Here is a 21,295-nt window from a genome sequence, read left to right on the forward strand (position 1 = left end):
GCTAAAGCCATGCGGTTTTACGTAAAAGATTCCGAGCGTAGGCCCGACCCAGCTCCGGTCAAGACAAATGCCCGTTTGGTTATTGCAGTGGGTGTCGTGCTTTGGGCCGTAGCTCTAGTCCTCGGACTTATTTTTAGCGCCACGCTTGCGTCTGCGCAAAAATCGTGGTGGCTTTCTACGTGCCTTTTCGGCATTGCCCTTGGCGTTTTCGCCTTCTTCAAGGTCCGCAACCGCTAACGAAGGCTCATCACCTGAATCGTTGGAAACAGATGCTTCCTCATCTTCGGCGCTAACCTCCGCGGCCTCGTCTTGCTCTTCGGCGAGCGCAAGTGCGTCAGCATCCTCAGCCTCGTCAACATCGTCGGCTTCATCGGAATCGTCTGACTCTTCAGCTTCTTCTGCGTCTAGGGCAGCCTGGGCTTCAAGTTCAGCTTGCAGAGCTTTGTAGTCCGCAAGTCGCTCTGACCATGGCACCCAATCTGGGGCAACTAGTGAGTCAACCCCAGGCATGAGCAATACTTCAGAGACGGTCGGCTCTTGCCCTTCAGGTGCATAAACAGTGACTGACCAACGCCAGCCAACGTAACCCTTGAGTTTGCTCTCGAAAAGGTATGACTCAGTTGAATCGCCCTCGTCGAGAACCTCAACTAGAAAACCAATGGTCTGCTTAGACGTGGTTCCGAGAAGCGCCTGATAGGCAAAACCTTGATTGTTACCAGCTGATGACTTAGGCATCCAGCTCGTCTGCCAACTTACGCAACAATGAGGCAATCTTCTTGCCATTGGCGCTCTCTGGGTACTTGCCGCGCTTCAAACCGCCACCGATGTTGTCGAGAAGACGGATTAGGTCCTCAACGATCACGGCCATTTCGTCGGCTGGCTTGCGGCTCATCTTGACCAAGCTTGGCGGCGCATCTAAAACGCGCACCGATAGAGCCTGGGCGCCGCGCTTGCCATCAGCAACGCTAAATTCAATGCGAGTGCCTGGCTTGATTGAAGTGGTTCCAGCCGGAAGGGCGCTGATGTGCAGGAATACCTCGCTACCCTCGTCGGATGCGATGAAACCAAATCCCTTGTCTTCGTCGAAGAACTTGACTTTACCGGTTGGCATGGATACCTCTTTCGTAAATCCAAACTCTCATTTTACAGGGAATGTGTCGGCTCGGCACGGGTATCCTAGAAGGATGGCTAAACAAACCGCAAACCCTCAAGACTCTTCGGCTTCACGCCTTGAAAAAATTCTGGCTTACATGTCAGCCGGCCTGATCGGAACTTCGGTTTTGGCCATGCTCGCAACCTTGATTATCGCGGCCACCGAATCGGCAAATCCAGAAGTTGGAAGCTCTGTTCTTCCGCCGTTCTTGGTGTTCTACCCACAGTTCGGCTTGGCGGCCGGTGCTCTTTGCATCGTCTCACTAGTCATCACTAGCGTTCGCCGCCGCTCGCGCGAGAATAAATAGCTCTTAAGCCCGGGGGAAGACTTTATGAGCGAGATTCTGAATGTTGCCGCAGCACTGCGGCATAAATCAGACGCTCAGCTTGAGCAACTAATTGCTCAACGCATGGTCAGTTCAACTGGCCTGCGTGATTTTTTTGATCTCGCAGAGGCAATCACAAAACCAGCATCGGTTTCTGCAGCGATTGCTGGACTACCCCGATCACAGGCCCAAGCCCTGACACAACTAGCCGATGGGCTACCGGCTGATGAGCAACAACTCGAGCACCTGGCTGCTCTCGCGTTAGTTGATGACCATGGAGCCCCCTTTGAATCAACGGTCGAATCGCTAAGTCAGTTCAGGCAGATCGCGCCTGTTTCGCCAGTTGCGCTTCCCAACGAGACAGAGCCACCGGCTCAGGAGCAGATCGACCGCGACGCAGGCATTGAAATTTTTGAAACCCTGCAGGCGATGACCGAATTGATTTTTGATTTGGAGCAGCGATTCGTCAAAGAAGTCGGTAAGAAAAATGTGGGACTACCCGACCTAAAGCGGTTGGCTAATCACCTGAACAAAACCACAGACTATGCCCGCGAAATTTACGAACTGGCCGGTTGGTCAAACCTAGTTTTCTTAGCCGATGGCCGCTGGCAACTAAGCGCTGAAGCTGATGCCTGGCTTGAATGGCAACCGTGGCAGAGGTTTCAACACCTGGCAAAAATTTGGCGCGGCATCCTCGGCGATGCGTCTGCACACGAGCTCGAAAATGCGCTTCAGGGCTCAAACGGACCGGTGTCGCTGAGCACTAAGTTGCAAGAAACCTACCCTTTTGCAGACGGGTCAGTCACTTCAAAGATCTCTAAGTTGGGCAACCTCGCCGAACTACTTGGCCTTTCGGCAAACGGATGGATGAGCAGCTGGACGGCATCGGTGTTGCAAGAGGATTTTGCCGAAGCTGCCAAAACAGCCAAGCAATTTTTGCCAGCGGAGCAAAGCCGGTTAATCTGCCAAGCAGACCTTTCGATCATTGCCCCCGGCCCGCTGCCTACCGAGCTTGAGATGCAATTGCGCAGGTTTGCCAACACCGAGCAAATCGGCATGGCATCAACTTATCGATTGAACAAACTCAGTATTTCTCATGGCCTTGAGACCGGCCTGAAGGCAGATGAAATCCGTAATCTTTTGCTCGAGCTGACCGGCAAAAACCTGCCTCAGCCGGTTGAGTATCTGATTGATGAAACTGAACAGCGATTCGGTCGGCTAACCATCTCTGAGGGTGGCGAGATTCAGCGTTCGATAATTCGAGCATCTGACCCAATTTTGCTGCAGGCGATTATCAATGAGGTCAAACTCAAACCGTTTGCCCTGCAGAGCACTACCGATGGAGCTTTGGTTAGCCGATTTGAACCAGAAGTGGTCTATTACGGACTGCGCGAGATTGGCCTTGCCGCCATACGCGTTGATGAAGCAGGCCGAGTAATTTCACCAACTGAAGTTCACCAAGCATCGGGAAGCACCGAAATTGAAACTTCAGCAAAGGCAGACATAAGCCGCCTTCGTGAGCAGGATGCGCGGGTGGGCGAGGCTCCCGACGGCGACGACTTGCATCGTCAGATTCAACTGGCAATCAAGAACAAAGCAAAAGCCTGGTTTACCGTCGTGACTGGTGACGGCTCGGAACTGCTATTTCTTCTCGAACCAATCGGCATTGCCAATGGGCGACTTCGAGCTAAGGACCGCAAAGCTGACATTGAGCGCACCATCCCAATAGCCAGCATCACCAAGGTGACATTTGAGTAGCACGGGTGGCACTCAGCCGAGCAAAGTAGGCTTGAAGGATGACTAGCGGACCACTAATTGTTCAGAGCGATAAGACAGCACTGCTAGAAGTTGATCATCCGCAAGCAGCAGATGCTCGTCATGACCTCGCGATTTTTGCAGAACTCGAGCGCGCACCGGAGCACATTCACACCTATCGAATCACTCGGCTGGGACTGTGGAATGCGCGAGCCGCAGGTCACGACTCAGATTTTGTTCTCGGGATTCTGGATAAGTACGCAAAGTTTGCAATTCCTGGATCAGTCCGCTCAGACATCACCGAGACGATGTCTCGATACGGGCGCCTGGTAATTCAGCGCAGCCCAGATGGCGAACTTGAGCTTTTCTCCAAAGATCGCGCGATTCTTCTCGAAGCAAGTCGCCACCGCAGGATTGTCGAATTACTTGATGGCCCAATCTCCAACGAAGCTTTTCGAATTCAGCCTTGGGCTCGTGGGCAGGTTAAGCAGGAGCTGTTAAAGCTAGGCTGGCCGGCCGAGGATTTTGCTGGCTACACCGAAGGAACCCCGCATGAAATTTCAATGCAGCAGGGAGACTGGAAAGTGCGCGACTACCAGAATCAGGCTGTCGAAAAGTTTTGGGCCGGGGGCTCTGGCGTTGTGGTGTTGCCTTGCGGTGCGGGTAAAACCATTGTTGGTGCAGCCGCTATGGCTGTGGCCAAGACCAACACCTTGATTCTGGTGACCAACACAGTCTCTGCACGCCAGTGGAAAACCGAACTGATGCGCCGGACCACCCTGACCGAAGACGAAATTGGCGAGTACTCAGGATCACTCAAAGAAATCAAGCCGGTAACAATCGCGACTTACCAAATTCTTACGACCAAGCGCAAGAGCGAGTACGCCCACCTTGCCCTACTGAATGCCAACGACTGGGGACTCATCGTTTACGACGAGGTTCACCTCTTGCCGGCACCGATTTTCAAGATGACGGCTGACCTTCAGGCTCGTCGCCGATTGGGACTTACCGCAACCTTGGTTCGCGAAGATGGCAAAGAGGGCGACGTCTTCTCACTAATTGGACCAAAGCGCTTCGATGCACCTTGGAAAGAAATTGAAGCCCAGGGATACATCGCGCCGGCCGCCTGTTTTGAGGTAAGAATCGACCTTCCCGAAGAGGAGCGCCTCAATTACGCGATTGCGAGCCAGGAGGACCGGTACCGAATTTCAGCCACCTCTGGTTCAAAGATTCCGGTAATCAAGGCTCTGCTAGCCAAACACCCAGGTGAGCCGACTCTGATTATTGGTCAGTACTTGGATCAAATCCATGCTGTTTCAGCGGCCTTGAAGGTATCAGAAATCACTGGTGAGACACCAATTGATGAACGTGAACGCCTCTTTGAAGCATTCAGAACCGGTGAAATCACCTGCCTAGTTGTTTCTAAGGTGGCAAACTTTTCTATTGATTTGCCGGAGGCATCAGTGGCAATCCAGATTTCTGGGTCATACGGTAGCCGCCAAGAAGAAGCCCAGCGTCTAGGGCGCTTGCTAAGACCAAAGGCAGATGGGCGTTCAGCAAACTTCTACACGTTGATTGCTCGCGACACCATTGACCAAGATTTTGCACAGAATCGCCAACGGTTCTTGGCCGAACAGGGCTACAGCTACGAGATTATCGACGCTGACGCACTCTAAGGCTGCGCAGAGACCTAGCAGAAACACCCCAGTTACCTTTCAGGCTACTCACAGCAATCTCTGAAAAAGTAGTGACATGGAAAACGTGAAGGTACTTATCGTCGATGACGAACCGAACATCCGCGACCTACTCTCAACCAGTTTGAGATTTGCCGGCTTCAGCGTGCACGCAGTGGCTAACGGCGCCGATGCCGTTACCGCCGCCGAAAAAGGCAACCCAGACATCATCTTGCTTGACGTAATGCTGCCGGACATGAACGGTTTTAGCGTTACCAAGAAGATTCGCTCAATGGGCATCAATGCCCCGGTGCTGTTCTTGACCGCTCGCGACGAAACCGAAGACAAAATTACTGGCCTAACCGTCGGTGGTGATGACTACATGACTAAGCCATTCAGCCTGGATGAAATCGTTGCCCGAATCAATGCCATTCTTCGACGCACCAAGGCCGCCGAGGTCGAGGAATCAGTCCTGGAAGTTGGCGAGATTCGCATCAACCAAGACGCACACGAGGTTTTTGTTAACAACGAAGTGGTTGACCTCAGCCCAACTGAGTACAAGCTACTGCGATTCTTGATGTCCAACCCAAACCGAGTGCTGACCAAGGCTCAAATTTTGGACCACGTCTGGGAGTATGACTTCAACGGAGAAATGGGAATTGTTGAGTCTTACGTTTCTTACCTGCGCAAGAAGCTTGACCCACTAACCAGTGAGCCGCTTATTCAAACCAAGCGCGGTGTTGGCTACATGTACAAGTCGACTAAGAACGGCAAGTAGAAACCTAATTGTCGTCAAAACTCGGAACCGCATGGGAGCAAATCTCCCTACGCACAAAGCTGACAGCGCTATCAGTAGCGTTGATTGGCATTTTGCTTGCGGTTTCTAGTTTTGGAACCATGGCACTGCTGCGCACCTACCTGGTCGCCAACGTCGACACCCTGCTGAGCTCAACCGCGGCAACCCTCAGCCACGAGGACCCAACTCAGCTTGAAGAAAGACTTGCTAGTCGCGAACTCAGGCTTCCTAGCCTGCCCAGCGATTTTTACATTGGATACGTCGACCAGTCTGGTGCGCTATTAGTTGGTCTGGTCTCTTCCGCGAGCGATCTTGATCGCGTTCCAAACCTTTCAAGCTTTAATGCGGTCAATGTTCTGGCGACTCGCGGTTTGCCATTTGAGGTAGATGCCCAAGGCAACGTCACAGATGATGCCGGCATCGATGGCTGGCGCATGGTCGCAGTACCGCTGACCACCATGCCTGGCTCTCTAGTTGTTGCACTGCCAACCAACGCCAACGGCGCGTTGCTTTCGCAATACGCATCCATCGGTGGCAGTTTTGGAATTTTGCTGCTGCTGCTCAGTGGACTAAGTATTTGGCTAACCATCACGTCCGCCCTGAAGCCTCTGCGCGAGGTCGAGCGAACCGCCACCTTGGTAGCCGAGGGTGACTTTTCGCAGCGACTTATCGAGAGACCAGGCGACACCGAAATTTCGAGGATCAACCGCTCACTAAACACAATGCTCGACGGGCTGGAAAACGCATTCCAAGACCGATCCCGCACCCTTGAACAGATGCGCCGCTTCGTTGCCGATGCCTCACACGAACTGCGGACTCCCCTAGTCTCGGTGCGCGGATACGCAGAGCTGTATCGAATGGGTGCGCTCAAGAAGCCTGAGCAGGTTGCCGAGGCTATGGGCCGCATCGAGTCCGAGGCGATTCGTATGACCGGACTCGTGGAAAGCCTGCTTACCTTGGCTCGCCTCGATGATGCCAAAGAGCCGCCAAAAACCACGACTAACCTCGTGACTCTGGCCATTGATGCTGCCAAAGATGTGCATGCCTCCTCGCCAAAGCAAAGCATCGCAGTTTCTAACACCGATGGCGTGCCGCTGACGGAAGCCGACGAAGTGCTTGCCAAAGTGGACGCCAACGCCATGCGTCAGGTGTTCACCAACCTTCTGGCCAACGCTTCGCGCTTTTCTGCCAAAGACGGTTCCATTGAGATTGTCCTTGACGGTACGGCCCGGGTCGACGGCTATCCTTGGGCCATCATCGAAGTTCGCGATCACGGCGAGGGTATCCCCGAGCAGCTTCGCGAAAAAGTTTTTGAGCGCTTCTATCGAGTTGATAATTCGAGAAACAGTGAAACTGGCGGTTCTGGCCTTGGACTCGCAATCGTTTCGAGCATCGTTAGATCTCACCAGGGCTCGATCGTAGCCCTCGAAACTGCTGGTGGCGGAGCCACTTTCCGAGTAGCCATCCCTGCTTAGTTATTCACATTTTTTGTAATTCATCCTGTTGCGGTGAGCACTCCGCAGATGATTCTGACATGACTCAATTCACCGTAGACAGCGATCAAGTAATGGCGGCAAACGCCAACATCCAAATCACAATCTCCAAACTCAGCAACGAGGTCCAACTGCTTCACGGGCAACTTCAAGGGTTGCAAGCTTCATGGACTGGTCTGGCTGCGACCAGCTTTCAGGAGCTAGCCAGCCGCTGGCGGGTTACGGCCGGGGCTGTCGAGGCTCAATTGGCTGAGCTAGGTAGCGCCCTTGGAATGGCAGCTCAGCAATACTCCGACATTGAACTTTCCAACCAACGATTGTTTCTGTAGGCCAAAGTAAACCGCAAATAAAAAACTGGGTGGCTCCCAAAGGAACCACCCAGTTTTTGTAATTCAGACTTAGAAGTCCATGCCACCCTGTGGTGCAGCAGCCGGAGCAGCTGGCTCTGGCTTCTCAGCAACAACAGCTTCGGTGGTCAAGAATAGACCTGCAATTGAGGCTGCGTTCTGAAGTGCAGAACGGGTTACCTTCACTGGGTCGTTAATTCCTGCCTGAAGCATGTCAACGTACTCGCCGGTAGCTGCGTTTAGGCCCTGGCCTGATGGCAAGCTAGCAACGCGCTCGGCAACTACGCCAGGCTCTAGACCTGCGTTGATTGCGATCTGCTTTAGTGGAGCTGAGATTGCAACGCGAACGATGTTTGCACCGGTCGCTTCGTCGCCAGTCAATGACAACTTCTCAAATGCAGTCTTGCCAGCCTGTAGCAATGCAACACCACCACCAGCAACGATGCCTTCTTCAACTGCAGCCTTGGCGTTACGAACAGCATCTTCGATGCGGTGCTTGCGCTCCTTTAGCTCTACCTCAGTGGCAGCACCAGCCTTGATAACTGCAACACCGCCGGCCAGCTTCGCTAGGCGCTCCTGGAGCTTCTCGCGGTCGTAGTCGCTGTCGGTGTTGTCAATCTCGCGGCGAATCTGCTCGACGCGGCCAGCAATCATGTCCTGGTCACCCGCACCCTCAACAATGGTGGTCTCGTCCTTGGTAATTACTACCTTGCGAGCGCGACCCAATAGGTCAAGAGTGGTTGCGTCTAGCTTTAGGCCAACCTCTTCAGAGATAACCTGTGCGCCGGTCAAGATTGCGATGTCCTGAAGCATAGCCTTGCGACGGTCACCAAAACCTGGTGCCTTCACAGCCACAGACTTGAAGATTCCGCGGATCTTGTTGACGATAAGGGTTGCAAGAGCCTCGCCCTCGATGTCCTCAGCAATGATCAACAGTGGCTTGTTGGCCTGGATAACCTTGTCAACGATTGGCAGCAGGTCCTTGATGTTTGAGATCTTTGAGTTTGCAATCAAAACGTATGCATCTTCAAGAACTGCTTCTTGGCGCTCTGGGTCGGTGACCATGTAAGCCGAGATGTAACCCTTGTCGAAGCGCATACCCTCGGTTAGTTCAAGCTCAATGCCGAAGGTGTTTGACTCTTCAACGGTTACAACGCCCTCGCGGCCAACCTTGTCGATTGCCTCTGCGATTAGTTCACCGATTTGTGAGTCACCAGCTGAGATAGATGCGGTTGCCGCAATCTGCTCTTTGGTCTCTACCGGCTTTGCGTTTGCGATTAGCTCTACGGTTACGGCAGCAACGGCCTTTTCGATGCCGCGCTTCAGGCTGATTGGGTCTGCACCAGCAGCCACGTTACGAAGGCCTTCGCGCACAAGAGCCTGAGCAAGAACGGTTGCGGTAGTGGTTCCGTCACCAGCAACGTCGTCAGTCTTCTTGGCAACTTCCTTAACCAGTTCTGCACCGATGCGCTCGAATGGGTCGTCCAGCTCGATCTCCTTGGCGATCGAAACACCATCGTTGGTGATGGTTGGGGCGCCCCACTTCTTTTCAAGAACAACGTTGCGGCCGCGTGGGCCAAGGGTTACCTTGACTGTGTCAGCAAGGATGTTCAGGCCGCGCTCCATACCGCGACGGGCCTCTTCATTGAAGTGAATGATTTTTGCCATGTTGGATTCAATCTCCTGTAAGTATTTAGCACTCGATGCGTTTGAGTGCTAACTCTATTTTGGCACTCTCCACCCGAGAGTGCAAACACATTTGATTGCGCTGTGGGCAAAAGAAAAACCCCTCCCGAAGGAGGGGTTTTTTGTAAAAGATCTAAGGGTCTTAGCCGATTACGTTTACAGCGTCAGCCTGTGGGCCTTTGTCGCCGTTCTTGACTTCGAACTCAACACGCTGGTTCTCTTTGAGTTCCTTGTAGCCATCTGACTGGATTGCTGAGAAGTGTACGAATACATCCGCTCCGCCATCCTGAGTGATGAAGCCGAAACCCTTTTCAGCGTTGAACCACTTTACGGTTCCTTGTGCCATTGCTTTACTCCTGTTACTAAACGACGTTCAGAGAAATCTTTCTTAGAACGAGTCGCATAGAAAAGAGCTGGTGCTACGGATACTGCTACGACCACTTCTAACAGTAGCCTCGTAGCCGGTAATCACCTAGGGAATTCAAGTAGAAAAGCAAATCCTTTATAAAACGGTTATAACTACTCCACAGCAGGAAGCTCGTAGTCCTCACCCAAAACTATGGTGATTGGCTCAGCAAATTGAGTTGAAACGGTAACCAGGGGTGATCCGACTAGCTTGGCAATCGCCTCAGCCTCGGCCCTAAATAGTTCATCGGTGATGGCGATGGTCGTGACCGCGATTGATGTCGGCAACCCCTCTGCATCAACCAAGTTTTCGGTGACCACAACGTTGTAACCGGCGTCAACCAACTGGCTCGAGAATGGCACACCAGCTACCTCGGTGCCGGTTCCATCAATGACTCCGACTTCAGGTCGGGTCTCAACCGATGCGGTTGGAGACGGCGAAGCATTTGAAATTACACCTTCAAAAATGGCTGCGTTATCAGCAAACTTGAGGCCTCCGTAGGCCAGCCCGCCTACAACAAGGGCGGCGGCAAAAATTCGCAACCACTCTAAGACTCGGTCTCTGGCTGTTCTGCGTGCGCGGTGTCGGCCGCCAACCTGGGTAGCGGCGTCAAACTCGTCTACCGGGAACTTTTTAGCCATGAATCCTGCTTATCGTAAAGGCACAACAAATCCTGTGCGCTTCAATATTAGGCCGACGAAAGGTATGACTGTGGACTATCCAGTTAAGAAAACCGACGAACAGTGGCGAGAAGAACTCACCGAATTTGAGTATCACGTGCTGCGCCAAGCCGGAACCGAGAGAGCCTACACAGGCGAACTTCTAGACGAGCACCGAGTTGGCACATTTTCTTGTCGCGGCTGTGGCGCCGAATTGTTCAAGAGCGAAGCGAAATTTGATTCTCACTGCGGTTGGCCAAGTTTTTATGAGCCAAAAGCCGGCGACGCCGTTGAGCTCCTAGAGGACCGAAGCCACGGCATGGTTCGAGTTGAAGTGCGCTGCGCCAACTGCGGCTCTCATCTGGGTCACGTTTTTGAGGATGCCCCGCAGACCCCAAGCGGAGACCGATTCTGCATCAATTCAGTCAGTATTACTTTTGATCAAGAGGCTAGGCTGAGGCCATGAGCGATTTCAAGAACCGTGGCAACCAGCACGTGACCAATGGTGGCGTTGGGGCGTTTATGTTTCTGGCCTTCATTGGGGCAGCCGTCTATTTCGTCGAGAAAGCCAACGGATTTTGGGAGTCCATCCTAGGAATCCTAAAAGCCCTCGTTTGGCCTGCATTTCTGGTCTACGAGGTCCTAAAAGACCTCCTTGGTTAGAAAAAATGGACCCCAATTAGGGGTCCATTTTTATTAGAGCCGACTAGGGGACTCGAACCCCTAACCACCTCATTACAAGTGAGGTGCGCTACCAATTGCGCCAAGTCGGCCAGTTGCTCGAAAGCAACTTGTCTAGACTACTGCGTCTAGAACTTTTTTGCAGGTATTTCTAGCCCTGCGTTGCAGCCTGCAAGAACTGTGCAAATCGAGCTGGGCTAACCAACTCTTCTCCGGTAGCCCAGGTGTATTGCTGACCATTCACAATGATGGTTGGTGTTCCTCCCATTGTTATGTCAGTGCCAGGCACTACCTCGTTCAAAATCCGAGTTGTCGAGGCAGTCAACCATGAGTCGTAACTCTTGTTGTTGATGCACTCTGCAATTACGTCATTATCCGCAGCACCGGCTTCAACTGCCCAGTCGATCAACTGAGCGTTATCCGGACCAGCGGTACCTTCGGCAGGCTGGTTTTCGAACAGAATCTGGTGGAACTTGAAGAATGAGTTTGGTGCTTCCTCAGCAACACAGATAGCTGCGTTGGCTGCACGGCTTGAATATGAGTTCAAAGACTGACCGTCAAGGAATGAAACCGGGTGGACTTCAAGGGTTGCTGCGCCAGATGAAACCCAGCTTTCAATCTGAGATGAATTTGGCACCTCAAACGCCTGGCAAATTGGGCACTGGTAATCGACATACATGATGATGTTTGGAACCTCAGCCGAGCCAGAACTTGGAGTCGCCGACGGTGTTGGAGTTGAGGTCTTGGTGTAGGCCTCTAGGTTGGCGCCGATCTTGACGCCGTCATTGAACGAGAAGTTTGCTGGAGTCAGCTCAACCTTGTTGGCGCCAGAGACAACCACTGAAGTGACGATTGCTACCGAGCCTAGAATCGCGGCAACGATGCCGAGACGCAAGAAGAGCTTCTTACGCTGCTCGCCCTTTTTGTGCTGTTCGCGCATTTCACGTGCTTTTGCTCGAGCTGCTTCACGCTGTTCGCTACGAGTTGGCTTGTTCGGAGTCATGAAAATCCTTTGCTGTTAAGTCACGATTTGGTGACAGTCAGGCTTTCTAGTCTAGATGAGCAGTGATGGCTGGAATAATAAAAGAGTTCAGCAGCGTCGCTGGTGAATTTCTTACACAACGGATCGTCCGGCACGTACCTGCCGGTGAAGGAAATAGAAAAAATGGCATCAGTAACATTCGACAGTGCAACCCGCATGTACCCAGGCGGTACCCGCGCAGCAGTTAACAAGCTAAACCTAGAAATCGCAGACGGCGAGTTCCTAGTTCTTGTTGGCCCATCAGGTTGCGGTAAGTCAACCTCTCTCCGCATGCTTGCGGGTCTTGAAGAAGTCAACGACGGCGCAATCCGCATCGGTGACCGCGATGTAACCCACACCCCACCAAAAGACCGCGACATTGCAATGGTTTTCCAGAACTACGCTTTGTACCCACACATGACCGTTGCTGAGAACATGGGCTTTGCCCTGAAGATCGCCGGCGTGAGCAAAGAAGAGCGCGCAGCTCGTGTTCTTGAAGCAGCGAAGCTTCTTGACCTAGAGCAGTACCTAGCCCGCAAGCCAAAGGCCCTTTCAGGTGGTCAGCGTCAGCGTGTTGCAATGGGTCGTGCCATTGTTCGAAAGCCACAGGTATTCCTTATGGATGAGCCGCTTTCAAACCTTGACGCCAAGCTTCGTGTTCAGACTCGTACTCAGATTGCGTCTCTGCAGCGCCGCCTTGGTGTAACCACCGTTTACGTAACCCACGACCAGGTTGAAGCAATGACCATGGGTGACCGCGTTGCTGTTATGAAGGACGGCCTTCTACAGCAGGTTGCTACCCCACAGGAGCTTTACGACCGCCCAGCAAACGTATTCGTTGCCGGATTCATTGGCTCACCTGCCATGAACCTAATCCAGCTTCCAATCGTTGACGGTGGAGTTCAGTTCGGTACTGCCGTTCTTCCGGTTGAGGCTTCAGTTCTAGCCAAGACCAGCGCAAAGAGCATCACCGTAGGTATCCGCCCAGAGAACATGTCTGTTTCAAAGGACAAGGGTGTTGCGGTTGAGGTTGACGTTGTTGAAGAGCTAGGTGCTGACGGCTACCTATACGGTCACACCACCATCGATGGCGCAAAGGCTGACGTTACCGCTCGTGTAGACGGTCGCGTTCACCCACACGCTGGCGACAACGTATTCCTAATCCCTGAGGGCGGAATCGTTCACTTGTTTGACGTTGAGTCAGGCGAGCGCCTCAACTAGTGACCTCACTAGACATTACGGCTGCCACGGTAGAACCAGCTCTGCTGGATCTACCGTGGCATTTGCCATTAGAGGACTGGCCGGCTGAAAACATCGCTGCCCTACCAAAGGGACTCAGCCGCCACACGGTTAGATTTGCTCATCTAAACGATCACGTAATCGCAATTAAAGAGACTCTGCCAGAGCTTGCCAAGCGTGAATACGACATGCTCAAACTGCTCATCAAACTTGATGTTCCTTGCGTTGAGCCTTTTGCAATCATCAACAATCGCACCACCGATGACGGCGAGGAGCTGCTATCGGTGTTGATCACTCGACACCTAAAGTTTTCGTTGCCGTATCGCGCGATGTGGTCACAGGGGCTTCGTCCTGAAACCGCCACCCGCCTGGTGGATGCACTGGCTCTCCTGCTGGTTCGCCTACATATTGCCGGATTCTTTTGGGGCGATGTTTCTCTATCGAACACCCTGTTCCGCCGAGACGCCGGAGCTTTTGCGGCCTATTTGGTCGATGCCGAAACCGGGCACCTCTACGATTCAGGACTGTCAAAGGGTCAGCGAGAGAACGACCTTGAGATTGCCCGCATTAACATTGCCGGTGAATTGATGGACCTCATCGCCAGCGGTAATGCTCAGCCTGGAGTAGATGCACTTGCTACCAGTGAACGAATTGTCGCAAAGTACCGCGAACTGTGGGACGCCCTGACCGGCGTTGAAACTTTCGAGGCAGCCGACCGCTGGAAGATCAACCGCAGAGTGGATCGCCTAAATGACCTCGGATTCGACATCGAAGAGCTGGCCATCAAAACTGATGCAACCGGCACTCAGGTGCGAATTCAGCCGAAGGTTGTTGATGCTGGTCACCACACCCGCAGATTGATTCGACTAACCGGCTTGGACGTTGAAGAGAATCAGGCTCGACGACTACTCAACGACCTGGACCAGTATCGAGTTGATCATCCACGTCCGGGTGCAGATGAAGAGGTTTTGGCCCACGAATGGCTAAGTCACGCATTTGAACCGGTCGTAACGGCGATTCCAAAGGACCTGTCAGGAAGGCTAGAGCCTGCAGAGGTTTATCACCAGGTTTTGGAACACCGCTGGTACATGTGCGAGAAAGCATCTCGGGATGTTTCATTGGAAGAGGCAACCAGCAGCTACATCGAGAATGTGCTGCGTAACCGCCGCGATGAAGAGGCCTACTTGGGTGCTCCGACCGGCGTGATTACCCTGCCAACCGCCATTCCATCGGGCACCATCGTTGTGGCTGAGGATGACGAAGAAGCCGACTGGCGCGACCTGGTTTAAAAACTTACCGACCAGCACTTAAATAGTTGATCCCCGACCATCGGTCGGGGATCAACTATTTAAGCCAATGCTTAGCGCTTGAGTGCAGCGCGGCGCTTCGAGACCTCGTACAAAGTAACGCTGGCAGCAATACCGGCGTTTAGCGACTCTGTGTCGCGTGCAATTGGAATCGACAGAACGGCATCGCAGTTTTCAGTGACCAAACGCGAAAGACCCTTGCCTTCAGAACCAACAACCAGAAGCAGCGGCTCAGTTGCCAACTCAAACTGAGGAAGACTCATGTCGCCGTCTCCGTCAAGGCCGACAACAAATACGCCACGCTTCTTGAACTCTTTTAGCGTGCTGTTTAGGTTTGCCGCCAAGGCAACCGGAACGCGAGCAGCGGCACCGGCCGAGGTCTTCCAAGCCGAAGCGGTAACACCGGTTGATCGACGCTGAGGCAAAATTACGCCCTGGCCGCCGAAAGCCGCCACAGAACGAATGATGGCACCTAGGTTTCTTGGGTCAGTGATGCCGTCAAGGGCAACAAAGAGCGGGCGCTGGCCACGAGCCAGAACCATGTCAAGCATTTCCATTGGGTGCTGGTACTTGTATGGCGGCACCGACAGAGCAATTCCCTGGTGCACTGAGTCAAAACCGGTCATGCGGTCCATCTCAGGGCGGGTTACTTCGTTCACCGCAATACCGCGTGAAGCTGCAATCTTGATTGCTTCTTTTACGCGGTCATCCATTTCAATGCGGGCTGCGATGAACAGTGCGGTGGCAGGAACCTTTGAACGCAAGGCCTCGACTACTGAGTTGCGGCCCGAAAGAACCTCAGATGCGTCGGCAGCCTTGGCTACGCGCTGACCCGAGCGAGCGGCTGCACCGCCTGAACCTGCGGTGCGGGCAGCAGGTGCCAGAAACTCTCCGCGGCGAGCAGGAACAGCACCGGTAGCAGCCTTGTGCTTTTCAGCAGCAGCCTTTGCCTTATATGCCTTGTGGTACGGGCGGTCTTCAGCCTTTGGAGTTGGTCCGCGACCCTCAAGAGCCTGCTTTCCGTGACCTCCGGTACCTACCTTTAATCCTTTTTTGCCCTTAGCTGCGCCTGGGCGACCTGGTTTTCCAGCCATTTAACTAACACTCCAATGGGTTCCGTCGGCAGCATCTTCAATTGAAATGCCTGCTGCCTTTAGTTGATCTCTAATCGCGTCTGATCGCGCGAAGTCTTTGGCTGCTCTAGCAGCGTTTCGTTCAGCAATAAGTTCATGAATCAATGACCCGAGAGCTTGGGTGTGGGCTGAACCAGCCGAGTTTTCAGAGTCGGACTCTAAACCCAGCACTTCGAGCATAGCCTGTAAGCCGATTACTGCCTTTCGGACTGCAGCAGCATCTCCGGCATCGAGGGCTGCATTTCCCTCACGAACTGTATCGTGCAGCACTCCAAGTGCAACCGGGATGGCTAGGTCGTCATCCATGGCAGCAATAAACGCGGCTGGCAGCGCCTCAAGGGTTGACCCATCAAAGGTTTCAGCAGTACCAGAACGGTTGGCTCGCGCCAAGAAGTTTTGGATGCGACCGAACGCAGTTGCCGCCTCGTCAAGTACGCCCTCGTGATAGTCGAGAACTGACCGGTAGTGCGCTGAGCCTAGGTAGTAGCGAACCACCGCTGGCTCGGCGGCCGCAAGAAGGTCTGCCGCAAAAATTGAGTTTCCGAGTGACTTGGACATTTTTTGGCCATTCACATTAACCAGCCCATTGTGCAGCCAGTAATTTGCAAACTTGTCACCCGCAGCTGAGCTCTGGGCCAACTCGTTCTCGTGGTGCGGGAACCGAAGGTCCAGTCCCCCACCGTGAATATCAAAGTTTGAACCCAGATACTTGGTAGCCATTGCTGAACATTCGATGTGCCAGCCTGGGCGACCCAAACCAAAGCGCGTCGGCCAAGCTGCCGACTCAGGTTCGTCTGATTTGCGCGCCTTCCAGAGGGCAAAGTCGTGTGGGCTTCGCTTTCCGCGAAGGTCAGCGTCTGCATCAGCATCCATGTCATCAACACGCTGGTTGGTAAGTGACCCGTATTCAGCCCATTTTGATGCGGCAAAGTAAACATTGGCCGAGGCATCATCTGCCTGATACGCGTATCCGTTTGCAATCAAACGTTCAATCAATTCGAGCATCTCAGGTACTGCGCCGGTAGCTCGTGGCTCATAGGTTGGCGGCTTGATACCCAATGCCGCATAGGCACGGTTGAAATCAATCTCGAACCGATAGGCCAAACCCCACCATGGCTCGCCGGTCACCTTGGCATTCTCGAGCACTTTGTCATCAATGTCGGTCACATTGCGAACCAGCGTGACCTGCATGCCCTTGACCTCAAGCCACCTGCGCAACTGGTCGTAAACCAATGCCGAACGTAGGTGACCCACGTGTGGCAACCCCTGAACGGTCGGGCCGCAGAGGTAAATACCAACCTGACCGGGCGTGATTGGCGCAAAGGCGCGAACAGACTGAGCTCGTGAATCAAATAGATTTAGGGTCACGATTTCAGCCTACCTTCGGCCCTAGAAATCAGCGCTGAGGCTACTGCTGCAACACCCTCGGAGTTGCCCAAGAAACCCAGCCCATCGGTTGTGGTCGCACCCAGAGTGACCGGAGCCCCGATCAATGCCGTTAGCACCGATTCGACGCGGTCCCGGTGAGGAGCCACCTTTGGACGGTTGCCAATAATTTGAACGGCCACGTTTTCTACTCGGTAACCGTTCTCAGCCAAGAGATTCAGGGCACCTTCGATAAACACGCGCCCGTTGGCACCGGCAAACTCAGGGCGATCGACACCAAAATTTGAACCGATGTCGCCCAGGCCAGCAGCCGAAAGCAGGGCGTCAACAATGGCGTGGCTTACTGCATCGCCGTCACTGTGACCATCTAGCCCTCGTTCGCCATCCCAGATGACAGTGCCTAGGTAAAGCGGCTTAGCCGCGTCATCGGTGAATCGGTGAACATCGGTTCCGATTCCGGTGCGCATGTTTCTGGCAAAACGAAGTTCGGCTGCGGCCAGGTCATCGGCCGTTGTGATTTTGAACGCGCGGGCATCTCCCTCGACGGCATTGATTTGAATGCCGTGAGCTTGAGCCAGCGCAGCGTCATCGGTGTATTCATGCTTTGCGTTCTCGTAGGCGTCTTTCAGCGCTGAAGCAACAAAACCCTGGGGCGTTTGGGCAGCTCTTAGGGTGTTGCGGTCGATGGTCTCGCGAACGATTTCATCGTCAACTCTTTTGATGGTGTCAACTACGTGCATAACCGGCAGGGCAGCCAGACCTGAACGCCTGACTTCGGCGGCTACCTTTTCAAACAGCAATGCTGGGGCGAGCGCTCGAGCAGCATCGTGAACCAGCACAACCTCGACATCGGGGTCGAGTGCGCCCAGTGCGATTTGAATGGACTGCTGCCGAGTTGTGCCACCAGGCACGACGTCAAACCGAACCGACTTACCCGCTAGAGCGGCGTCGGCAAGTTCTGCGGTTTGCTGCTCGTGACCGGCAGGAACAGCAATTATCACTTGCTCTAGGGCAGCGATGTCGGCAACATTTTCGAGAGTGTGCTGAAGCAGCGATTTCTCGGCAAGATTTACAAAGGCTTTAGGTTTGTCGGCACCCAGTCGTGTGCCCAGCCCCGCAGCAACAACGACCACCGCAAGATCGCGAACGGTCATGTTTAGAACCTAGGAGGCTAGAACTTCGTCGAGAGTGGCAGAAGCCTTTTCTTCGTCGACCTTGCGAGCAAGCGCCAACTCTGAAACCAAAATCTGACGAGCCTTAGCAAGCATGCGCTTTTCACCAGCTGATAGACCGCGATCCTGGTCGCGGCGCCAAAGGTCACGAACAACCTCAGAAACCTTAACTACGTCGCCAGAGGCAAGCTTCTCAAGGTTTGCCTTGTAGCGGCGTGACCAGTTGGTTGGCTCCTCGGTAAATTCGGCGCGCAAAACGCTGAAGACCTGCTCGACACCCTTTTTGTCAATGACGTCGCGAACACCGACCATCTCAACGTTCTCGGCTGGCACCCAAATGGTGAGGTCGCCCTGAGCAACCTTGAGCTGTAGGTAGAGTCTGGTCTCGCCGCGAATAGTGCGGTCAGCAACCTCGATGATTTGTGCAGCACCGTGGTGTGGGTATACGACGGTTTCGCCGACTTCAAACTTCATGTGGGTGATTCCCTTCAGAAACCACTATTTTACCACAGCACAGAGGCAATAGATAGGGATAAACTAGAGGGGCTATTGAGCGTTTCTCAGGAGGAATAATGGCAATCCGCAAACTTGCAGCAGTTTCAATCGCCGCGGCCGTAATGCTGGGCACAAGCGGCTGCAACTTTACAAGCCCTGTTGCATCAATGGAGCAGTATGCCCCAAGCGACGGCTCGCAGATTGACCTTGAGAATGTGAAGGCCCGCAACTTTATCTATGTTGCTGGCGAAGAATTTGGCGGCCTATTCGGCACCTTGGTCAACCCTTCTCTCGAGGCTCAGACCGTGCGCATTCAGTACACCGATGCCACCCTGGCTGAGAAGAAATCAATCAGCGTCAACCTTCTTCCAGGCGGAGTTCTGGACATCGGTTACAACGGAACTGCCCCACTATTGGTTGACCTCGGCTCAACCCCTGGCGCAATGGTCAGCATCTACCTAAACGAGGGAAGCAACAGCGGTCGCGAGTTGAACGTTCCGGTTCTTGACGCAACCCTTCCTGAGTACCAGCCGCTGGTTGACGCACTCAACTCAGCAGTCCCTGCCTCAGCAGAATAAGAACTTAGGCAAAAACACCTCCCAATCGGGAGGTGTTTTTCTTTATATGGCTTTGGACCGGCTTAGACTTCGAACTTATATCCAAGGCCTCTGACCGTCAGAATGTGAGCTGGTCGAGCCGGGTCGTCCTCAATTTTTGAGCGAAGACGCTTTACGTGAACATCCAGGGTCTTGGTGTCACCGAAGTAATTTGATCCCCAAACACGATCGATGATTTGGCCTCGAGTGAGCACTCGATTTACGTTCTCTAGCAGCAGTTCAAGCAGCTCAAATTCCTTGAGGGGCATCGCAATTTTTTCGCCGTTGACAAAAACCTGGTGACGGTCAACATCCATGCGAACCGGTCCGGCCTCGAGCAATCCGGCTGCCTTAACGACTTCACCGGCATCTGAATTACGGCGCAAAACCGCCTTCATACGAGCCAAAAGTTCACGAGTTGAATAAGGCTTGGTCACGTAGTCATCCGCGCCAATTTCAAGGCCAACCACCTTGTCAATTTCGGTGTCTTTTGCAGTCAACATGATGATCGGAACCTGCGAGCTCTGACGAATCACACGGCAGACTTCGTTTCCATTCACCCCCGGCAGCATTAGGTCGAGCAAAATCAGATCGATGTTGTTGCTGGCGAATTTTTCTAGTGCCTCGTTGCCATCAGCAGCCTCGACAATCTCAAAACCTTCTTTGGTGAGCAGGTAAACCAGAGGATCGCGAAGCGACTGCTCGTCTTCTACTACTAGTACGGTCGTCATACTTATTTACTCGTTTCGATAGATTTTGCTGCCAGAGGAAGGCGAATGGTGAATGTTGAACCTTGCCCCAGCCGAGACTTAATTTGAACCTCTCCCAGGTGCTTCTGGGCAATGTGCTTTACGATGCTTAGACCCAGACCGGTTCCACCGGTTAGGCGCGAACGGCTCGGATCCACCCGATAGAAACGTTCGAAGATTCTCTCCTGGTCCTCGGCTGAAATACCGGGACCTTTGTCTGCCACGGCAATTTCAGCAATACCCTTGCGCTTACGTACGGTGATGGAAACCGCCGTTTTTTCATCGCTGTAGATAACGGCATTTTCAATCAGATTTTTAACTGCCGCTTTCAGTAACTCATCGTCGCCAAAAACTTTTGCCCGATCGGCCAGGCGAACCTCGAACTCGATCGACTTGTTGCCGGCCAAGACTTGATTTCTATCCACAGCCTCTGCGACAACCTCGTTGAGGTCGACAATTTTGGTCAAACCTGCAACCTCTTTGGCCTGGACATGCGAGAGCTGAATGATGTCCTGCACTAGGTGCGCCAACCTCTGAGACTCGGTCTCTAGGTTCTTGGCAAATTTCTCGACCTGAGCCGGGTCATCAAGGGCCATTTGGATGGCCTCGGCGAGCAAGCTGATTGCGCCAATCGGAGTCTTTAGCTCGTGAGAAATATTGGCAACAAAGTCACGGCGAGTTTCTTCGAGGTTGTGGCTTTCGGTTCTGTCTTCGACCAAAAGCAAAACGTAGCCTTCTCCGAGGTGAATGGCCCGCGCATTAACAAAGAGCGTGGTTTTACCTAGTTCTGAAACCAGAGCCAAATCGCGACCACGGGCCTTGGTCGGCTTTTTGACCGATCTAGCCTTGGCAACCAAGGCCGTGAGCTTTGGGTGCGCCAACTCTTCATCGCGAACCAAACCCAATGCAAAAGCACTCTTGGTAGCCCTGACGATCTTGTCATCGATGTCTAAAACCAAACCCGCAGAAGCAAGGGCGTTTAGTGGACCGGTAATGCCATCAAGTACTACCTGTGACTTCTTTTGAACTTCTTTGGTTCGGATGGTCGTCCAGCCAACCATGGCAACAGAAGCGGCGCCCACCACGAACGCAGTGATAACTGCTCCCCAGAATTCCGCACCGTAGTTCATAAGGTTAACACTAGGTTATGGGGCATACTGAGTCTCAGCTTCAAACGGCTACAAGGCCTGCAATTCTTGGCATGTTTACGAACAATTTCACAT

General features: G+C 53.3%; 23 protein-coding genes, 1 tRNA gene and 1 pseudogene. 12 read left to right on the forward strand and 13 right to left on the reverse strand.

The window, feature by feature from the left end; translation table 11 throughout:
* Positions 1-9 precede the first annotated feature (9 nt).
* A pseudogene (locus tag OO731_RS05055) lies at positions 10-156 on the forward strand (DUF2530 domain-containing protein); the annotation flags it as partial.
* Here OO731_RS05055 and OO731_RS05060 read toward each other — a convergent pair.
* Positions 115-735 carry a DUF3027 domain-containing protein gene (locus OO731_RS05060; RefSeq protein ID WP_264889885.1) on the reverse strand — a complete coding sequence of 207 codons (621 nt, stop codon included), beginning with the start codon at positions 733-735 and terminating at the stop codon, positions 115-117. The pseudogene OO731_RS05055 and the gene OO731_RS05060 sit on opposite strands and share 42 nt — an antisense overlap.
* Entirely contained in the window at positions 728-1,111 is a 384-nt protein-coding gene (locus OO731_RS05065) for a cold shock domain-containing protein (RefSeq protein ID WP_138275700.1), read from the reverse strand. The genes OO731_RS05060 and OO731_RS05065 overlap by 8 nt, the downstream gene beginning before the upstream one ends.
* A 73-nt stretch (positions 1,112-1,184) precedes the next feature.
* Here OO731_RS05065 and OO731_RS05070 point away from each other — a divergent pair, with 73 nt between their 5' ends.
* The 6 genes from OO731_RS05070 to OO731_RS05095 all read left to right on the forward strand — a co-directional run bounded on the left by OO731_RS05070 (position 1,185) and on the right by OO731_RS05095 (position 7,524).
* Positions 1,185-1,460: a hypothetical protein gene (locus OO731_RS05070; RefSeq protein ID WP_138275701.1), complete on the forward strand. Its 276-nt coding sequence runs from the start codon at positions 1,185-1,187 to the stop codon at positions 1,458-1,460.
* A gap of 24 nt (positions 1,461-1,484) precedes the next feature.
* A complete protein-coding gene (locus OO731_RS05075) occupies positions 1,485-3,236 on the forward strand; it encodes a helicase-associated domain-containing protein (RefSeq protein ID WP_264889886.1) in 1,752 nt (583 codons plus the stop codon).
* A 38-nt stretch (positions 3,237-3,274) separates the two neighbouring features.
* The gene (locus tag OO731_RS05080; protein ID WP_264889887.1) at positions 3,275-4,909 is read left to right on the forward strand and encodes a DNA repair helicase XPB; all 1,635 of its coding nucleotides are present in this window, start codon (positions 3,275-3,277) and stop codon (positions 4,907-4,909) included.
* A 76-nt stretch (positions 4,910-4,985) separates the two neighbouring features.
* Positions 4,986-5,684 carry a response regulator transcription factor gene (locus tag OO731_RS05085; protein ID WP_138275704.1) on the forward strand — a complete coding sequence of 233 codons (699 nt, stop codon included), beginning with the start codon at positions 4,986-4,988 and terminating at the stop codon, positions 5,682-5,684.
* 8 nt (positions 5,685-5,692) lie between these two features.
* On the forward strand, positions 5,693-7,177 hold the full coding sequence (locus tag OO731_RS05090; RefSeq protein ID WP_264889888.1) for a HAMP domain-containing sensor histidine kinase: 1,485 nt from the start codon (positions 5,693-5,695) through the stop codon (positions 7,175-7,177).
* Positions 7,178-7,236: 59 nt separating this feature from the next.
* A complete protein-coding gene (locus OO731_RS05095; protein WP_264889889.1) occupies positions 7,237-7,524 on the forward strand; it encodes a WXG100 family type VII secretion target in 288 nt (95 codons plus the stop codon).
* Between the two features lie 69 nt (positions 7,525-7,593).
* On the opposite strand, the gene groL is transcribed toward OO731_RS05095, so the two are convergent.
* The 3 genes from groL to OO731_RS05110 all read right to left on the reverse strand — a co-directional run bounded on the left by groL (position 7,594) and on the right by OO731_RS05110 (position 10,275).
* A complete protein-coding gene (groL, locus tag OO731_RS05100) occupies positions 7,594-9,210 on the reverse strand; it encodes a chaperonin GroEL (RefSeq protein WP_138275707.1) in 1,617 nt (538 codons plus the stop codon).
* Positions 9,211-9,370: 160 nt separating this feature from the next.
* Complete coding sequence (locus OO731_RS05105) at positions 9,371-9,574, reverse strand: cold-shock protein (RefSeq protein ID WP_138275708.1); 204 nt, start codon at positions 9,572-9,574, stop codon at positions 9,371-9,373.
* Between the two features lie 173 nt (positions 9,575-9,747).
* Positions 9,748-10,275 (reverse strand): LytR C-terminal domain-containing protein, encoded by a 528-nt coding sequence (locus OO731_RS05110; protein ID WP_264889890.1) that lies wholly within the window; start codon positions 10,273-10,275, stop codon positions 9,748-9,750.
* A 70-nt stretch (positions 10,276-10,345) separates the two neighbouring features.
* On the opposite strand from OO731_RS05110, the gene msrB reads away from it, so the two are divergent.
* Together msrB and OO731_RS05120 are read left to right on the forward strand one after the other, a co-directional pair.
* Positions 10,346-10,759 (forward strand): peptide-methionine (R)-S-oxide reductase MsrB, encoded by a 414-nt coding sequence (gene msrB / locus OO731_RS05115; RefSeq protein ID WP_264889891.1) that lies wholly within the window; start codon positions 10,346-10,348, stop codon positions 10,757-10,759.
* Entirely contained in the window at positions 10,756-10,956 is a 201-nt protein-coding gene (locus tag OO731_RS05120) for a hypothetical protein (protein WP_138316518.1), read from the forward strand. Before msrB ends, OO731_RS05120 begins: the two co-directional genes overlap by 4 nt.
* A gap of 37 nt (positions 10,957-10,993) precedes the next feature.
* Here OO731_RS05120 and OO731_RS05125 read toward each other — a convergent pair.
* Positions 10,994-11,066, reverse strand: a tRNA-Thr gene (locus OO731_RS05125).
* Between the two features lie 59 nt (positions 11,067-11,125).
* Positions 11,126-11,977: a DsbA family protein gene (locus tag OO731_RS05130; protein WP_264889892.1), complete on the reverse strand. Its 852-nt coding sequence runs from the start codon at positions 11,975-11,977 to the stop codon at positions 11,126-11,128.
* Between the two features lie 162 nt (positions 11,978-12,139).
* Here OO731_RS05130 and ugpC point away from each other — a divergent pair, with 162 nt between their 5' ends.
* Entirely contained in the window at positions 12,140-13,216 is a 1,077-nt protein-coding gene (gene ugpC, locus OO731_RS05135) for a sn-glycerol-3-phosphate ABC transporter ATP-binding protein UgpC (RefSeq protein WP_138275712.1), read from the forward strand.
* Positions 13,216-14,523, forward strand: a complete 1,308-nt coding sequence (locus OO731_RS05140) for a DUF4032 domain-containing protein (RefSeq protein WP_264889893.1) — start codon at positions 13,216-13,218, stop codon at positions 14,521-14,523. The genes ugpC and OO731_RS05140 overlap by 1 nt, the downstream gene beginning before the upstream one ends.
* Before the next feature lie 71 nt (positions 14,524-14,594).
* On the opposite strand, the gene rlmB is transcribed toward OO731_RS05140, so the two are convergent.
* The 4 genes from rlmB to OO731_RS05160 are packed head-to-tail and all read right to left on the reverse strand — an operon-like array spanning position 14,595 to position 18,706.
* A complete protein-coding gene (gene rlmB, locus OO731_RS05145; protein ID WP_138275714.1) occupies positions 14,595-15,635 on the reverse strand; it encodes a 23S rRNA (guanosine(2251)-2'-O)-methyltransferase RlmB in 1,041 nt (346 codons plus the stop codon).
* The gene (gene cysS, locus OO731_RS05150; RefSeq protein WP_264889894.1) at positions 15,636-17,042 is read right to left on the reverse strand and encodes a cysteine--tRNA ligase; all 1,407 of its coding nucleotides are present in this window, start codon (positions 17,040-17,042) and stop codon (positions 15,636-15,638) included. It abuts the gene before it with no gap.
* The gene (ispD, locus tag OO731_RS05155; protein ID WP_264889895.1) at positions 17,039-18,214 is read right to left on the reverse strand and encodes a 2-C-methyl-D-erythritol 4-phosphate cytidylyltransferase; all 1,176 of its coding nucleotides are present in this window, start codon (positions 18,212-18,214) and stop codon (positions 17,039-17,041) included. The genes cysS and ispD overlap by 4 nt, the downstream gene beginning before the upstream one ends.
* Positions 18,215-18,223: 9 nt before the next feature.
* Complete coding sequence (locus OO731_RS05160) at positions 18,224-18,706, reverse strand: CarD family transcriptional regulator (protein WP_138275717.1); 483 nt, start codon at positions 18,704-18,706, stop codon at positions 18,224-18,226.
* Positions 18,707-18,804: 98 nt separating this feature from the next.
* Here OO731_RS05160 and OO731_RS05165 point away from each other — a divergent pair, with 98 nt between their 5' ends.
* On the forward strand, positions 18,805-19,305 hold the full coding sequence (locus OO731_RS05165) for a hypothetical protein (protein WP_138275718.1): 501 nt from the start codon (positions 18,805-18,807) through the stop codon (positions 19,303-19,305).
* 62 nt (positions 19,306-19,367) lie between these two features.
* On the opposite strand, the gene OO731_RS05170 is transcribed toward OO731_RS05165, so the two are convergent.
* Together OO731_RS05170 and OO731_RS05175 are read right to left on the reverse strand one after the other, a co-directional pair.
* The gene (locus tag OO731_RS05170; RefSeq protein WP_264889896.1) at positions 19,368-20,054 is read right to left on the reverse strand and encodes a response regulator transcription factor; all 687 of its coding nucleotides are present in this window, start codon (positions 20,052-20,054) and stop codon (positions 19,368-19,370) included.
* 2 nt (positions 20,055-20,056) lie between these two features.
* On the reverse strand, positions 20,057-21,202 hold the full coding sequence (locus OO731_RS05175) for an ATP-binding protein (RefSeq protein WP_264889897.1): 1,146 nt from the start codon (positions 21,200-21,202) through the stop codon (positions 20,057-20,059).
* Positions 21,203-21,295 lie beyond the last annotated feature (93 nt).

This window comes from Rhodoluna sp. KAS3, assembly GCF_026000575.1.
Classification (GTDB): Bacteria; Actinomycetota; Actinomycetes; order Actinomycetales; family Microbacteriaceae; genus Rhodoluna.

What these genes read in the sequence shown, in the direction of transcription:
- OO731_RS05160 (WP_138275717.1), bottom strand. Translation starts at nt 18,706, where the DNA reads ATGAAGTTTGAAGTCGGCGAAACCGTCGTATACCCACACCACGGTGCT.
- OO731_RS05075 (WP_264889886.1), top strand. Translation starts at nt 1,485, where the DNA reads ATGAGCGAGATTCTGAATGTTGCCGCAGCACTGCGGCATAAATCAGAC.
- OO731_RS05110 (WP_264889890.1), bottom strand. Translation starts at nt 10,275, where the DNA reads ATGGCTAAAAAGTTCCCGGTAGACGAGTTTGACGCCGCTACCCAGGTT.
- OO731_RS05060 (WP_264889885.1), bottom strand. Translation starts at nt 735, where the DNA reads ATGCCTAAGTCATCAGCTGGTAACAATCAAGGTTTTGCCTATCAGGCG.
- OO731_RS05065 (WP_138275700.1), bottom strand. Translation starts at nt 1,111, where the DNA reads ATGCCAACCGGTAAAGTCAAGTTCTTCGACGAAGACAAGGGATTTGGT.
- ispD (WP_264889895.1), bottom strand. Translation starts at nt 18,214, where the DNA reads ATGACCGTTCGCGATCTTGCGGTGGTCGTTGTTGCTGCGGGGCTGGGC.
- rlmB (WP_138275714.1), bottom strand. Translation starts at nt 15,635, where the DNA reads ATGGCTGGAAAACCAGGTCGCCCAGGCGCAGCTAAGGGCAAAAAAGGA.
- OO731_RS05120 (WP_138316518.1), top strand. Translation starts at nt 10,756, where the DNA reads ATGAGCGATTTCAAGAACCGTGGCAACCAGCACGTGACCAATGGTGGC.
- OO731_RS05175 (WP_264889897.1), bottom strand. Translation starts at nt 21,202, where the DNA reads ATGAACTACGGTGCGGAATTCTGGGGAGCAGTTATCACTGCGTTCGTG.
- OO731_RS05130 (WP_264889892.1), bottom strand. Translation starts at nt 11,977, where the DNA reads ATGACTCCGAACAAGCCAACTCGTAGCGAACAGCGTGAAGCAGCTCGA.
- groL (WP_138275707.1), bottom strand. Translation starts at nt 9,210, where the DNA reads ATGGCAAAAATCATTCACTTCAATGAAGAGGCCCGTCGCGGTATGGAG.
- ugpC (WP_138275712.1), top strand. Translation starts at nt 12,140, where the DNA reads ATGGCATCAGTAACATTCGACAGTGCAACCCGCATGTACCCAGGCGGT.
- OO731_RS05085 (WP_138275704.1), top strand. Translation starts at nt 4,986, where the DNA reads ATGGAAAACGTGAAGGTACTTATCGTCGATGACGAACCGAACATCCGC.
- OO731_RS05070 (WP_138275701.1), top strand. Translation starts at nt 1,185, where the DNA reads ATGGCTAAACAAACCGCAAACCCTCAAGACTCTTCGGCTTCACGCCTT.
- OO731_RS05080 (WP_264889887.1), top strand. Translation starts at nt 3,275, where the DNA reads ATGACTAGCGGACCACTAATTGTTCAGAGCGATAAGACAGCACTGCTA.
- OO731_RS05165 (WP_138275718.1), top strand. Translation starts at nt 18,805, where the DNA reads ATGGCAATCCGCAAACTTGCAGCAGTTTCAATCGCCGCGGCCGTAATG.
- OO731_RS05105 (WP_138275708.1), bottom strand. Translation starts at nt 9,574, where the DNA reads ATGGCACAAGGAACCGTAAAGTGGTTCAACGCTGAAAAGGGTTTCGGC.
- OO731_RS05170 (WP_264889896.1), bottom strand. Translation starts at nt 20,054, where the DNA reads ATGACGACCGTACTAGTAGTAGAAGACGAGCAGTCGCTTCGCGATCCT.
- OO731_RS05095 (WP_264889889.1), top strand. Translation starts at nt 7,237, where the DNA reads ATGACTCAATTCACCGTAGACAGCGATCAAGTAATGGCGGCAAACGCC.